The organism is Methylocystis sp. NC52PC (assembly GCF_055698645.1).
In genome coordinates, this window is the sequence record NZ_CP170127.1 from 3,664,701 (window position 1) to 3,678,669 (window position 13,969).

11 protein-coding genes are annotated in these 13,969 nt (G+C 65.7%); 7 read left to right on the top strand and 4 right to left on the bottom strand.

Going from position 1 to position 13,969, the window contains the following annotated elements; genetic code table 11:
* Position 1: 1 nt before the first annotated feature.
* Positions 2–1,525 (bottom strand): MBOAT family O-acyltransferase, encoded by a 1,524-nt coding sequence (locus ACETII_RS20050; RefSeq protein WP_472786709.1) that lies wholly within the window; start codon positions 1,523–1,525, stop codon positions 2–4.
* Between the two features lie 144 nt (positions 1,526–1,669).
* Between ACETII_RS20050 and tyrS the strand changes: the two genes are divergently transcribed.
* Positions 1,670–2,932 carry a tyrosine--tRNA ligase gene (gene tyrS, locus ACETII_RS20055; protein ID WP_472786710.1) on the top strand — a complete coding sequence of 421 codons (1,263 nt, stop codon included), beginning with the start codon at positions 1,670–1,672 and terminating at the stop codon, positions 2,930–2,932.
* Between the two features lie 3 nt (positions 2,933–2,935).
* Here tyrS and ACETII_RS20060 read toward each other — a convergent pair whose 3' ends face one another.
* Together ACETII_RS20060 and ACETII_RS20065 are read right to left on the bottom strand one after the other, a co-directional pair.
* On the bottom strand, positions 2,936–4,582 hold the full coding sequence (locus tag ACETII_RS20060; protein WP_472786711.1) for a hypothetical protein: 1,647 nt from the start codon (positions 4,580–4,582) through the stop codon (positions 2,936–2,938).
* Positions 4,583–4,739: 157 nt separating this feature from the next.
* Positions 4,740–8,237 (bottom strand): AsmA-like C-terminal region-containing protein, encoded by a 3,498-nt coding sequence (locus ACETII_RS20065; RefSeq protein ID WP_472786712.1) that lies wholly within the window; start codon positions 8,235–8,237, stop codon positions 4,740–4,742.
* A 256-nt stretch (positions 8,238–8,493) separates the two neighbouring features.
* On the opposite strand from ACETII_RS20065, the gene ACETII_RS20070 reads away from it, so the two are divergent.
* Positions 8,494–8,979 (top strand): peroxiredoxin, encoded by a 486-nt coding sequence (locus ACETII_RS20070; RefSeq protein WP_472788196.1) that lies wholly within the window; start codon positions 8,494–8,496, stop codon positions 8,977–8,979.
* Between the two features lie 67 nt (positions 8,980–9,046).
* Here the strand turns inward: ACETII_RS20070 and ACETII_RS20075 are convergent, their stop codons facing one another.
* Positions 9,047–9,970 carry a tetratricopeptide repeat protein gene (locus ACETII_RS20075; RefSeq protein WP_472786713.1) on the bottom strand — a complete coding sequence of 308 codons (924 nt, stop codon included), beginning with the start codon at positions 9,968–9,970 and terminating at the stop codon, positions 9,047–9,049.
* Positions 9,971–10,110: 140 nt separating this feature from the next.
* Here ACETII_RS20075 and ACETII_RS20080 point away from each other — a divergent pair, with 140 nt between their 5' ends.
* The 5 genes from ACETII_RS20080 to ACETII_RS20100 all read left to right on the top strand — a co-directional run bounded on the left by ACETII_RS20080 (position 10,111) and on the right by ACETII_RS20100 (position 13,954).
* Positions 10,111–10,434, top strand: coding sequence for a YbjQ family protein (locus ACETII_RS20080; protein ID WP_363349067.1), 324 nt, complete (start codon positions 10,111–10,113; stop codon positions 10,432–10,434).
* A 49-nt stretch (positions 10,435–10,483) separates the two neighbouring features.
* Positions 10,484–11,704: a ribonuclease D gene (gene rnd / locus ACETII_RS20085; protein ID WP_363349069.1), complete on the top strand. Its 1,221-nt coding sequence runs from the start codon at positions 10,484–10,486 to the stop codon at positions 11,702–11,704.
* A gap of 412 nt (positions 11,705–12,116) precedes the next feature.
* On the top strand, positions 12,117–12,491 hold the full coding sequence (locus ACETII_RS20090; protein ID WP_472786714.1) for a hypothetical protein: 375 nt from the start codon (positions 12,117–12,119) through the stop codon (positions 12,489–12,491).
* A 141-nt stretch (positions 12,492–12,632) separates the two neighbouring features.
* A complete protein-coding gene (locus tag ACETII_RS20095) occupies positions 12,633–13,007 on the top strand; it encodes a group I truncated hemoglobin (protein ID WP_363349073.1) in 375 nt (124 codons plus the stop codon).
* Positions 13,007–13,954 carry a 2Fe-2S iron-sulfur cluster-binding protein gene (locus ACETII_RS20100; protein ID WP_472786715.1) on the top strand — a complete coding sequence of 316 codons (948 nt, stop codon included), beginning with the start codon at positions 13,007–13,009 and terminating at the stop codon, positions 13,952–13,954. Before ACETII_RS20095 ends, ACETII_RS20100 begins: the two co-directional genes overlap by 1 nt.
* Positions 13,955–13,969: the final 15 nt, after the last annotated feature.

Consider the following 13,969-nt stretch of genomic DNA (forward strand, 5'->3'; position numbering starts at 1 on the left):
CTCAGAACCGGAAATAGATGAAGGGCTTGAAAGGTTCGGCCAACCCCTTCGCCAACGCCGCGAGGAAGAGCAGCGCAAGGGCGCTGTTCGCTGCGAAGGCGTGGCGGCGCGCGAGCGCGAGCCAGTCGATCCCGAGTTGCACGCCGATCCGCTGAAGGACGCAGACGCTGGCGGCGACGAGAGCGACGGCCATGATTTCCGGTCGCGCCGCCGGCCCCTCGTCGCCCGTCGCCCAGGGCCGCGCCATGACGGAGAGGAACGCGCCCGCCTGCCCCAGAGAGACGGCGCGAAACACCGTCCAGCCAATCATGACGATGACCATCGTGGCGATATTGGCGAGCCAGTCCGGCAAGCGCTTGAGGCGCTCGACCAGGAACAGCCGGTCCAGCACGAGAAAGACGCCGTTATAGACGCCCCAAAAAATATACGGCCAGGCCGCGCCGTGCCAGACGCCCGACGCCAGAAAGCAGATCCACAGATTGAGATAGGTGCGCGCCTCGCCTTTGCGGTTTCCGCCCAGAGGAAAATACAGATATTCGCGAATCCAGCTCGTCAGCGACATGTGCCAACGCCGCCAGAAGTCGGTGACGCTCGTCGCGACGTAGGGCATGTTGAAATTCTCGAGCAGGCGAAAGCCGAACATGCGCGCGAGCCCGATCGCCATATCCGAATAGCTCGAGAAATCGAAATAGATTTGCAGCGTAAAGAAAGCCACGCCCATCCACGCGCCGCCGAAGCCGAGCGCTGTGGGATCGCGCGAGAAAATCGCGTCGGCGCCGCTCGCCATCACGTCGGCGATGAGGACCTTCTTCGTAACCCCGAGCATGAAGCGCGAAAAGCCGTTGACGAAGTCGTCGATCGTCGCATGCGGGCAGCTTTGAAACTGGCCCACGATATCGTGATATTTGATGATCGGCCCCGCCAACAGCTTGGGGAAGAAAAACACGTACAGCCCGTAAAGCAGCGGGCCGCGCGCCGGCGCCGTCACGCCGCGATAGACGTCCACGAGATACGTGATCTTCTCGAAGACGATGAAGCTGACGCCGATCGGGAGCGCAATCGATGGAAGATGCAGGCCCGGCAGAGTCAGCGCGCGCAGCAGCGCGTCGAGATTGAGCGCCAGGAAGCCCGTATATTTGTAGTAGACGAGGATCGCCAGATTGCCGATCACGCCGACGGCGAGCCAACGACGCGCCGCCTCCTCTCCGAAAAGGCTGTCGCGTTCAGGCGGGGCTTCGAGAAGCGCGAGATCGCCGTGGTCGCCAAAGTGCGCTGGCGCCGCCCCCGCGACGGCCGGCGCCGCGTCGCGCCTCCTGTGCGCCCAGATCCGCCGCGCGACGTAGAGATCCATTGCGACGGAGGCGAAGACCGCGAAGATAAAGGTCGGCTCGCGCCAGCCGTAGAAGACAATGCTCGCGACAAGCAGCAGCAATGCGCGCGGCCCCCGCCGCGCGCCGAGGAGGAGGTAGAGGAGATAAACCGCCGGCCCGAATACGAACAGGAACAGCGGTTCGTAGAAGAGCATTCATGACCCTAAAGTTGCGCCTGACACAGCCGCCGGCCGGCGTCAGGCTTCTAGCAAAATGAGGGAGGGAGCGGAACCCTCATCCTGCAACGCTTCAGGCGGCCGTCTTGCGCGCCGGCCTGCCAGCCCGTATCACCCTGCCCCATGGCCGACGACTTTTCCCCCAAATCCGACTTCCTGCGCGTGCTCATCGAGCGCGGCTTCGTCCACCAGTGCTCGGACTTTTCCGGGCTGGACGAAAAGGCCGCCGCGGGCGGGCTCTCCGCCTATATCGGCTTCGACTGCACCGCCCCCTCGCTGCACGTCGGCTCGCTGCTGCCGATCATGTTGCTCGCCTGGCTGCAGCGCACCGGCGGCAAGCCGCTGCCGCTGATGGGCGGCGGCACCACGCGCGTCGGCGATCCGTCGGGCAAGGACGAAAGCCGCAAGCTGCTGACTGTCGAGCAGATCGACTCGAACAAGGCCTCGATCCGGCGCGTCTTCGAACGCTTTCTGACCTTTGGCGACGGGCCGACCGACGCGCTGATGCTCGATAACGCCGACTGGCTCGCGGGGCTCAATTACATCGAGTTCCTGCGCGACGTCGGCCGGCATTTCTCGGTCAACCGCATGCTCACCATGGATTCGGTGAAGCTCCGGCTCGAGCGCGAGCACGAGCTTTCCTTCATCGAGTTCAATTATATGTGCCTGCAGGCTTATGATTTCGTCGAAATCAACCGCCGTCACGGCGCGTTGCTGCAGATGGGCGGCTCGGACCAATGGGGCAATATCGTCACCGGCCTCGATCTCGGCCGTCGTATGGGAACGCCGCAGCTCTACGCGCTGACGTCGCCGCTGCTCACCACCGCTTCCGGCGCGAAGATGGGCAAGACGGCGGCCGGCGCGGTCTGGCTCAACGCCGACATGCTGTCGCCTTATGACTACTGGCAATATTGGCGCAACAGCGAGGACGCGGATGTCGCGCGCTTCCTGAAGCTCTTCACCTTCCTGCCGATGGACGAGATCGCGCGGCTGTCCGCGCTTCAGGGCGCCGAAATCAACGAGGCGAAGAAGACGCTCGCGACCGAGGCGACGGCGCTGGTCCATGGCCGCGACGCGGCCGAACAGGCCGCCGAGACGGCGCGGGCCACCTTTGAAGAGGGCGCCCTTGCCCTTTCCTTGCCCAAGGTCGCCGTCACGGCCGACGAGATCGCCGCCGGTCTCGGCGTGCTGTCCGCTTTTGTGAAGGCCGGGCTCGTGGCCTCGACCGGCGAAGCGCGCCGCCAGATCAAGGGCGGCGGTCTGCGCGTCAACGACGTTCTGGTGAGCGACGAGCGCGGCACGCTCTCGGAGAAGGATTTCGAGACCGAGGGGGTCGCCAAACTGTCGCTCGGCAAGAAGAAGCACGTTCTGCTGGAGCGAACCTAGACGTCAACCAAAGGGGGCGGCGAGCCGTTCGAGATGCGCGCGGCGCGCCTCCAGCGCCGGCGCCGACTCCCATTCCCAAAAGCGGCGCGATACCCCGGACGGGTCGCGCGGGCGCCCCTCCGCCTCCCGCTCATGCTGCCAGACCATGTCATAGGGCGCTTGAGACTCCGCCGCGAAATAGGCGGGCTTCTTGCCGTGATGGGCGGCGCCAGCCGCATGAATGGAGCAAGTCGGACGCGCGGGATCGAGAAGGTTCAAACGCACAGGCTCATCCTGTACGTGAATATCCGTTACTCTTTGAGCGAACCAGTACTCCGGCGATTCTGCTGAAGCGCCGTTTCGGCGCCTGCGATCGGCAATGCGCGCCGCGATCAGCGGAAAGCGTTTTTCCACCCAAAGATGAGAGACGACCTGCGTCGGCCCACAGAGCGTCGTCGCCGATCGCGTCGTGTGATCGTCCCAGATCAGCAGCGCAGAAAAGGGATTGGACCAGATCTTCGCCGCATGGCCATGCACTGCGTTGCCGGTAAAGTAAGGGACGAGCACAAATGTCCGTTCGCCGCGATGCGCCACGAAGCCGGCGAGGCCAATATCGCCGTTCCGAGGCGAAACGCCGGGCAGACCAGAGGCGGAGACCGTCGCTTGGAAAATCTCGAACTGTGCGCCGAGCAGCAAATCCAAGGCAAGGCTGGGCGACCAAGCGTTTGGCCAAGCGGCGCGTTTCGTGGTCGCAGGCGCCGGACGCTTGACGAAGAGGTTTTGGGAGCATTGCGTGAAGGCTTCCTCGACGCCCCCCACCAGGAAATAGAGAACAGCGTTCTTCCGCTCGGCGGCCTGGCGCCAGGGCTCGAGGGCCGACGCCTCCAACGCATAGTCCCGCGCCAGATCATGGGGCGAGAGCGCCTCGACGCCAAAGAGCGTGATATGCAGCCCCATGGCGTCCGGATCGTAAGGATGAAGCGCGAGAATAGCGAGCTTGCCGCTCTCGAGCGCCGCCTGCGTGACGTGGAGCGCGGCGCCGAGCGCCGAGCCGAGTGTGGCGCGCACGCCGCGTTCGTCGCAGCGCATCTTCTCCCCGGCCATCATGCGCCGGAAGGAGACGGGCGCCGCCGCCCGCCGCGCCAGCCAGCGTTCGAGCCTGGCCTCTTCGCGCGCATCTTTGGGCTTGGGCAGGAAAAGCGGCGTCGCTGCGGTCTGGTGGTCGAGCACGAGGATGGGACCCGCCTGATCGACCGCCTCAGACATCGCCATAACGACCGGGCGTCGCCGTCGCCACAAGCGGCCCCGCGGCGCGCCGCCGACGCCGAGGACGGCCATCGTCGCCGTCTGGGCGAAGACCCCCATCGTCGGATTCAGAAACTGGCGATATTGGCGGCTGTAGAAATTGTCGGCTCCTTTCGCCACGACGCCGGTCTTTTCGTCGTCGCCGGACTGCCGCGCGAGTCGCGCGCCCAGCGCATGTTGCAGGACATGCTCGGCCGCCGGGCCCGGCGCCTCCGAACGGCGCAGCCATTTTTCGGCGAGGCGCTCGCGCAGGGCGGGCGGCGCGGCGCTGGCGAGGCTATAAAGCAACGAACGCGGGCCGCCAGCGCGGGAGGGATGGGAAGAAGCGGCGCGCAAAGCCTCCAATGAGGCGGCGGGAGCGCGCATGAAACGGGATACAGCGTCAGCGCCAACGCGATAAACAGTAAAGTTCATGGCTTATGACTTGACAGTGAAGAATCTGATCAACACCAAAAAGAAATCACACAGACCACTCATTGAAAAGCGGAGCCATTGAACCAGTCCAGTCTATGCCAAAGCTTTACTAGCGATTGCCGTCCGGCAGTCGCGTCGTGCCGTCGAGCACGCCCATGATCTTGCGGATCATCCCCGGCGCGATGGCCGAGAGCGGATTGACGTTCACGACCGGCGACGAGAGCGAACCGGTGAGCCGATAACTCAAGGCAAAAATCCCCTCGTGCTGGCCGCCGGCGATCACGAAGCCGAGCACCGGAATATTCGAGAACAGGCTGTTCAGCGCATAGGCCGGGACATAGGAGCCCGCGAGATCGAGCCGGTCGCGGGGGAAATCGACATAGCCGTCGAAGGTCATGCCGATCTCCGGGCCGGACATCACGCCCTCGCGCACCGAGAGGCGCCCGCTCGACCAGGTGAAGCCCGACTGCAACCGGCCCACGCGCACGGAGTCGGGGTCGAAGCGCATGTTGCCGCGATCGTCCGCGCGCTGGACGCCGCCCTGCGCCATGAGCTGGCGGATCGTCGGCTCGCCCTTGAGATAGAAATCGCGGATGCGGAGCATGCCCTCGGCGCCGTTCTGGCCGAGTTCGACGCTGGCGTTGAGAACGCCGCTTTCCATCTTCCGATAAATGTCGACGAAAGCCAGAAGGGAGCCCGCGTCATTGGTCGAGACCTCGATCGCGGGGTTGTTGTTCTGTCCGCGCGCGAGCGACACGGCCAACTGCTCACGGCCGAAATACCCCGTGAGCGAGACAGACTTCGGTCGCCCGCCGCGGCTCGACAGGCGGAAATCCACATTGGCGAGGATCTGTTTGCCATGGCCGGTGACGATCGGCGATTTGAACTCCACGTCGATATCGTCGCCCGCCCCCCTGCCGCCGCCGGCCACCGGCTTGTCGGCGCCCGAGCGGATCAGCGAGCCGAGCATCGGCCGAGCGTCGAAATTCGAGCCCCGCGCCACGACCTTGATGGCGTCTCCGACGCGGGAAATATCGAGCCGCATGTCGTCGCCCGTCGAGAGCCGCGCCGGCGCCAGGCGCGCGGCGCGTAGCGCCCCCTCTTTTGTCAGTTCGATCACCCCCTGGGCCTGCGCCGGGCTTGCGTCGAAACTGAATTGGTCGAGCGCAATCCCCTCGCCGCGCTTCACGATGACGAAGGACGCCCGCGCCGGCCTCCCCGCGGGCTTGGACAGACCGGGGATCGGATTGTCGAACACGGTCCGCGTCAGATCGAGCTCGATATGCGTGTTGAGATCTTCGACCGGCAGCGGCGTCTTGACGATGGCCGACACTGGACCGCTGACGCCGGCGAGCGCGTAGCCTGCGCGCTGGCGCGCGGCGTCGTCGAAAGTGAAGGTCATCTGCGCCTGCGCCGGCCCCGTTTCGCCGAAGCCGCGCCGTACGTCGAGCGTGGCCGCCGCGCCGTAGATTTTGCCGCCTCCGCTCACATGCAGGCCGGTGCGATCGGCGAGCACCCGCAGCGTCGCCCCCTCGAGCCGCTCTTTGCCGATCAGCCGATCGACGACAAGATTGCTCGCGGTCGCGTCGATCGCGAAGGTCGTCTTTTCCTCGCGCGCCTTGTCGCCGATTTCGAAGTCGATTTTGAGCTCGCCGTCGATCTGGCCCTTGATGGCGCCAGGGTCGACGGGGATCGAGGCGTGGCGCTTGATCGTTGGGAGAGAGAGAACGTCCGCCACCGCCTCGACGCTGCCGGCGACCCTCATGTCCAGCACGGCGGGGGTCGGACGCAGCGCGTTGTCGGCGACCGAAAATCTTCCCTGTTCGATGGACAGCTTGCGGCCGGGCGCGGTTTCCAGCGCGCCCGACGACGCCTCGAAGGACGACGTTCGGCCGGTGACATGCAGACGCCCGTTGATGCCGGTCAAGGCCGCCATGCCCGGCAAGACGTCGGTGACGCTGGCGTTGACAATCTCGCCCGTCACCTCGACGGATTCATCCTGCGGCGGGCGCTCGTAACGCATGGCCGTGAGCGCGGCCTCGTCGAAATCCCCTGCCGCATGGGCGCGGCGGATCACGCCGGTCGGCACGTGGTCGACGAACCAGGTCCGCACGGAGGCCGTGACATGCGTCGGCCAAAGACGCGACAGCGCGCGAATCTGCGTGTTCTCGACATCGAGCGTATAAGCGACGCGCGTGGCCCCACGATACGTCAGCGCGCCCGTCGCGGCGACGCGCAGGTCGGGGCCGGCAAAGGCGAATTTGTCGACGACCACGCGCCCCTGCCCGTTCATGAGCCGGGCTGCAAGCGCGCCGTCGTTGACCACCAAGGTCATTTCCCCAGCCCGCTCGGGCGTGATCTGCGTCGGCCTGACGAGGCGCAGCGCAATCGTCCAGGCGTCGGCGCCGGGGTCGGCGCCGGGCGGCGGTTCGATCGGCGGCGCGGCCTCGCCGGCCAACGCCATGTCGAACCCGCCCGCCTTGAACTGAAAGGGGGCGATGACGAGCTTGCGCTCGCGCCGGCTCCAGGCGGCCTGTCCGGCGATGCGTTGGATCATCACCGGCTCATGGTCCGGTTCGTCGAGGCGGAAAAAGCCCTTGCCGACCTCGAAAGCGCCCTTGGCGTCGAGCACGATGTCGTCGGGCGAGAGCGAAAAGCTCATGTCGACGCCGAGCGGCGCGTCGGTGTCGAAGCCTGTCGTGCGGAAGCCGCCGATCAAGGCGATTTCGTCGATGGTCAGATCGCGCACATGCGCCACGAAGGAGCGGGACTGGCCCGGCGCGCCTTTCGCGGCCGCCGTCGCCGTCCAGCGTCCGGAGGGCCCGGTCGCGGCGAGGTTGAAGCGCATGGCCCCCTCGCTCTTGGTCAGGTTGATGGCGACGTCCTTGTAGACGATCACGCGGTCGATGGTGCGATCGTCGATCGTCAGCCGCCCCTGCATCAGGCCGAGCCGGTCGAGCGTCCCGACCGGGGAGTTGCGGCTCGTCGCGAAGTCCATCAGGCTGCGCAGCGCGGCGGCGCCGGTCTTGAGCAGCGCGACGCGCTCCGGCTCGACGACGGGCGTGGGCGCGGATTCGAGGGACGGCGGGACGATTTTCGTGGCGGTGACGGGGTCCGCGCCGGCTGAAAAGGCGACCGTTCCATCCGCCTGAACCGAGAGCCTCAGGTCCAGATCGAGCGCCTCGAGACGACGCGGCTTGATCTGGCCGATCAGCAGCGAGGGCCAGTCGAGCGACAATTCGGCGCGCGGCGCAGCGAGAATGGCGCGGCCCTCTCCCCTCACGACCAGACCGTCGATCGACAAGGTCGGCCCGCTGGCGCTGCTCGCGATCGAGGCGCCGCGAAGCTCGAAATCGAACTGTCCGGCGAAGCGTTCGTCCAACGACGCGACGATGCGCGGCGACAGCCATGTCAGGCTGATCGGCCCCTGCGACAGCAGAATAAAGAAGACGCCGACCGCGACGCAGAGCAGCGCCAGAGCGACGAGGCCGCCAAAGGCCGCTATCCGCAGCCACCCGGCGGCGTACGCGCGCGCACCCTCCCGCGCCGGCGGCGCCGGGACGCCCCGCCGATCGCCGCGATCCTCGCGCCCGAACTGGTCTGTCAAATATCCTCGCTACGGGCTCACGGCGCCCTAAATCGGCGCTTGCCTGTCGAGCGGCGCACTTGCCCCAGCGGCGCCATCCCTGCATTGTTCAGCTCAATTTTAGCGGCGGTTGCGACGAAAGGAAGGCGCAATGGCGACGAAAGCGGCAAGCAAGAAACCGGCGACGGTCAAGTCCCCTGAAAAACCAGCCGAAAAAAAAGCAGGCTCTTCAGCAGTCAAGGTCAAGGCGGGGACGGAAGGGCCAGCCTCGAAGAAGATCGAGCACCCCGCGCCCGTCGCTCTGTTGAAAGAAGGAGACCTGGCCCCCGCTTTCTCGCTTCCGGGCGCCGGCGGCGAGACCGTCGCCCTCGCCGCGCTCGCGGGCAAGAAGGTGGTCCTTTACTTCTATCCCAAGGACGACACCTCGGGCTGCACCAAGGAGGCCATCGAGTTCAACGCCCTGCGCGACAAATTCGCCAAGGCGAAAACCGTCGTCATCGGCATGTCGCCCGACTCTTCAAAGAGCCACGACAAGTTCCGCGAGAAGTATCAACTCGCCCTGCCGCTCGCCGCCGACGAAACCAAGGAAACGCTCGCCTCCTACGGCGTTTGGGTCGAGAAAAGCATGTATGGGCGCAAATATATGGGCGTCGAACGCTCGACCTTTCTCATCGACGAGACGGGCCGCATCGCGAAAATCTGGCGCAAGGTGAAAGTGCCGGGCCACGCCGAGGAGGTGCTGGCCGCCGCGGCGGCGCTGTAGGCGCCTTTGCCCGCTCGATACGCCCCGCGCCGGCCGGGACACGCCCGGCCAGGACGGACGCGCCCCCTCAGTGCTCATGCTCCGCCGGCGGAGCGGCGTCAGCCGGAGCGCCGCCGCCCTGCGCTTTTTTGGCGAGGATTTTGGAGACGTCCTCTTCGCCCTTCTTGGCGGGGGCGAGATCGGGCTTGAGCGCCAGGGCCGCGGCGTAATCCGCTTTGGCGCGCTCGAAGTCCTTCTTGGCGCGCCAGGCGTTGGCGCGGTTCAACAGCGCCGTCGGATTCTTGGGGTCGAGCTTTGCGGCCGCCTCGAAGTCGGCGAGCGCCTTGTCGTAATCGCCCTTGGCGTAGTAGCAGCCGCCGCGACCGATCAAAGCCGGCGCAAGCTTTTGGTTGCGCTTCAGCGCCTCCGAATAGTCGGCGATGGCGCGGTCGTGATCGCCTTTCGCGTGGTAATAATTTGCCCGCGCGGCGACGGGCGCGGCCGAATTGTGGTCGAGCTTGATGGCCGCTTCGACGTCGGCGAGCGCCTTTTCCGCCTCGCCTTTGGCGCGCCACGCGGAGGCCCGCGCCATCAACGCTGCGACATTGGTCTTCGCTTTGGCGATCGCCTGATCGTAATCCGCGATGGCCGCGTCCAGATCGCCTTTTGCGTGCTGGGCCGCGCCACGCGCCAGCAGCACGACCGCCGAGCCTGGGTCGACCTCGAGCGCCTTGCCATAATCTTCGATCGCGTGAGCATAGTCGCCCTTCGCCTGATAACCGCCGGCGCGGTTCACATAGGCGGCGAGCTGATTGTGTTTGGATTCCTTGCCAATCTCGGAAATGACCTGCGTGCAGCCGGAAATACGTTCGTCCGGATTGGTCGAGCGGCAAAGCTTCCAGCCGGGACTGACGCCGCCGGCGTGAGCGGCCAAGGCCTGCGACGCTCCAAAGCAGCCGGCGCAAATCATCAGTGCCGCCGCCCGGGCGGCGTTGCGGAACGAGGCGACCATGTGTGGATAGGCTCCGTGAAAAAAGAGTGGCGCGGCGATCCTACTCGCGCGGCGCCGGCGCGCAAATGCAATTTTCCAAGGTTGCGCGCGGCCGAGGCCCGGTTAGGCTTAGCCTGTCTTCGACGATTCGGGAGTTTGCCGTGATAGTGTCGACCACCAACGAGATTGCGGGCTACCGCGTCGTGCGTCATCTCGGGCTGGTGCGGGGCATTACGGTGCGTTCGCGATCCGTCGTCGGCAATCTGGTCGGCGGCCTGCAGGGCGTTTTCGGCGGCAAGCTCTCGGTTTACGTCGAGCTCGCCGAAACGGCGCGGCAGGAGGCGTTCGACCATATGTGCGAGCACGCCGCGCAAGGGGGCGCGAACGCTGTCATTGGAATGCGTTACGACGCCAACGAAATCATGGACGGCGTGACGGAAGTGCTGGCCTATGGCACGGCCGTTCTGGTCGAGCGCGCCGCATAATGTCAAAAATGCTTCTGCCCCACGGCGAAAATGGGTAAACTACATTTCGATGAGCCTGTTGACCACCACCGATGAACTTGCAACCGTTTGCGACCGGTTTGCGCGCCACCCGTTTGTGACCGTCGATACCGAATTCCTGCGCGAAACAACCTTTTGGCCGAAAGTCTGCGTAATTCAGATCGCTTCGCCTCAGGAGGCTGTGGCGATAGACGCGCTCGCCGACGGCATCGATCTCTCGCCTTTTTTCGCGTTGATGGCGAATGAGGCGGTCGTCAAGGTATTCCACGCCGCCCGTCAGGACCTCGAAATCATCTGGCGCCTCGCGCGACTCATTCCGGCCCCGCTGTTCGACACCCAGGTCGCGGCCATGGTCTGCGGTTTCGGCGAGCAGGCATCGTATCTCGAGCTCGTGAAGGCGATCACCCGGGCCAATCTCGACAAATCGTCGCGCTTCACCGACTGGTCGCGCCGTCCCTTGTCGCCGGCGCAAATCGATTATGCGATCGCCGACGTCACCTATCTGCGCGACATCTACACCACGCTCCAGGCGCGGCTGGAGCGCTCCAACCGGCTGCACTGGCTGGCCGACGAGATGGAGACGCTGACGTCGCCGGCGACCTACGAACAGCATCCCGAAAACGCCTGGGAACGGCTGCGCCATCGCGCCCGCAAACCCCGGGATCTCGCGGTGCTGATGGAGCTCGCCGCATGGCGCGAGGCGGAGGCGCAGAGCCGCGACGTGCCGCGCTCGCGCGTGCTCAAAGACGACGTTTTGATCGAGATTGCGCAGTCGGCCCCCAAAAACGCCGAGGCGCTCGCCAATCTTCGCTCCTTCCCCAAGGGCATGGAGCGGTCTCGCGCGGGCGCGGAGATTCTGGCCGCCGTGGAGCGCGGTCTCGCCCGCGACCCCAGCGGCGTTCCGCGCATCGAGCGGGAAAGACGCGGCTCGAACGGCGCAACGGTCGAGCTGCTCAAGGTCCTGCTGCGTCAGGTGACGGAGCAGACCGGCGTCGCCGCGAAGATGATCGCCACGGTCGAGGACCTGGAGGCCATCGCCAGCGACGACCGGGCCGACGTGCCGGCGCTCAAGGGCTGGCGCCGGACCATCTTCGGCGAAAAGGCGCTCGAGCTGAAGCGCGGGCGGCTGGCGCTCGCCGTCGAGAACGGCAAGGTCGTCACCTTCGACTGGCAGGACGCCGAAAACGCGTCCCTGTCCCGCTCGAGCGACGCCGCCGCTGAAGCGCCCGCCGAGGCCTCCGCCTCAAACTGAACGAGCGCCCTTCTGCCGACGCGCGTCCGCGACCATCGGACGCGGATGCGCGCGCACGCCAGAAGCAGACCGCCGATAAATGCGGCGCTAAGCGAGATTTTCGCCGCTCAGGAAAGAGGCCCTCTGATCGATTATTTCTATCGGCCGCGCTTGCAGGCCCTTGTCGTGGCGGGCCTTTCCCATCGCTTCAGCAAAGGCTTCCGGCGCCTGCATCATGGGCGCCGGATTGGCGGCGCGACCATCGAAACAGCGCGGTAGATCATGGCGGAAACGGGGATTTTTGCAGCGCGTCATTGAAATGCTGCAACGCAAGAATACCTTTACTCAGCGTTCGGTTCGCTGCCTGAGAGGTGGCGGATGGGACGCATGATCGCTCTGTCCTCCCCAGAGCGATAGAAGAAAGGAATAAATGATGAAAACACGGCTTATCGCGCAGGCGCTCGGCGCCTTTGCCCTGGCGGCGGCGACCCCCGTGTCGGCCGCCGACTCCTGGTCCGAGTCGATGATGAAGCCGCTGATGGCGACGAGTCTCGACGCCGGCGGCGCCCATGTTGTGAGCTACTTCCTACCCGTCTCGGGCGCCTGCCGCCTGACCATGATGATCGCAAGCGACGATCCCGAGTCGAAGAGCGCCTCCCCGACCCGCATCCAGCTTACCGTCGAACCGGGACGCGCCGCCTATATCGACGACGCCGACGGCAAGACCTCGCGCTTCACCTGCCTCTACAGCGCCGAAGCGATGAATGTCATCCGCACGGAGCGCGTCGCGCTCGCCCCGGCGCGATAGCCATCGTTCAGGCGGCCACGCGCGCGTGGCCGCCTTGCCCAAAAGTTACTGGATCTATTTACTTTTCGGCCGCTGGTCATTGTGACCCCAATAGACGCCCACTAGCCTCTTGTCATCAAAAAGACAGACAAGAGGGAGCCCATGACGACCCTTTATGAGCGTCTCGGCGGAGAGAAGGCGGTCGACGCGGCGGTGGAGCTGTTTTATCGCAGAGTGCTGGCTGACGGCCGAATCGCGCGGTTCTTCGACGGCGTTGACATGGACCAGCAGATCGCCAAGCAAAAGTCCTTCCTGACGATGGCCTTCGGCGGGCCCAACGCCTACTCCGGCCTCGACATGCGCAACGCGCACAAGCGCCTCGTGGAGAAAGGTCTCAACGACTCCCACGTCGACGCCGTGATCGAGAATTTGAACAGCACGCTGCGGCAGCTCGGGGTTCCCGAGAAGGAGGTCCGGGAAGTCGCGGCGCTGGCGGACTCGGTGCGCGCCGACGTGTTGGGGCGCTCGGCGGCTTGATGCGCCTCACCTATCGGGATCGCCCGGTTGACGTCGCGCCCGGCGAAACGGTTCTCGACGCCCTGTTGCGCGCGGGCGTCGAGGCCCCCTGCTCCTGTCGGGCCGGACAGTGCCAGACCTGCCTGCATCGCGCGACGGAGGGCGTCCCGCCGCCGGAGTCGCAGAATGGTCTCACGCCCGCGCAGAAGTCGCTGGGCTATTTCCTGGCCTGCATCTGCCGGCCGAACGAGCCGCTGACGATTGCGCCGCCAGATGATGCGGGCGCGCGGATCGAGGCCGTCGTACGGGCGCTCGAATTCCTCTCGCACGACGTCCTGCGCTTGCGCATCGAAGCGGAGCGCTTCGCCTATCGTCCGGGGCAGTTCCTGGAGCTGATCGCCGAGGAAGACTTGCGGCGGCATTATTCGCTGGCGAGCCACCCCGAGGAAGATCCGTTCCTCGAATTGCATATCCGCCTGCATCCAAACGGCCGCATGAGCCGCCGCCTCAAGGCCGACCTGCGCCCGGGTCACAGGGTGCATGTCGCCGGGCCGCGCGGGACCTGCTTCTACGAAGGCGTCGACAAGGAGCAGCCGCTGGCGCTGATCGGCGCCGGCACGGGGCTCGCCCCGCTCTATGGCGTGCTGCGCGACGCGCTGCGCCAGGGCCATCGCGGGCCAATCCGGCTCTATCACGGCGCGCGCGAACGCAAGGGGCTCTATCTGACCGAGGAATTGCAGGCGCTGGCGGGCATGCGGGACAATGTCGAGTATGTTTCTGCCACGCTCGACTCCGGCGGCGACATCGCCGCTCTTGCGCTCGAACGCGAAGCGCCGCGCGTCGCAGAGACGGCGTTCTTTCTCTGCGGCGGCGAGAATCTGGTGAAAAGACTGAAGCGCGATCTCTTCATGGCCGGCGCCAGCCTGAAGGCGATCCGCTCCGACGCGTTCACGCCGGCGAGCGGATAACCGACATTCACATTG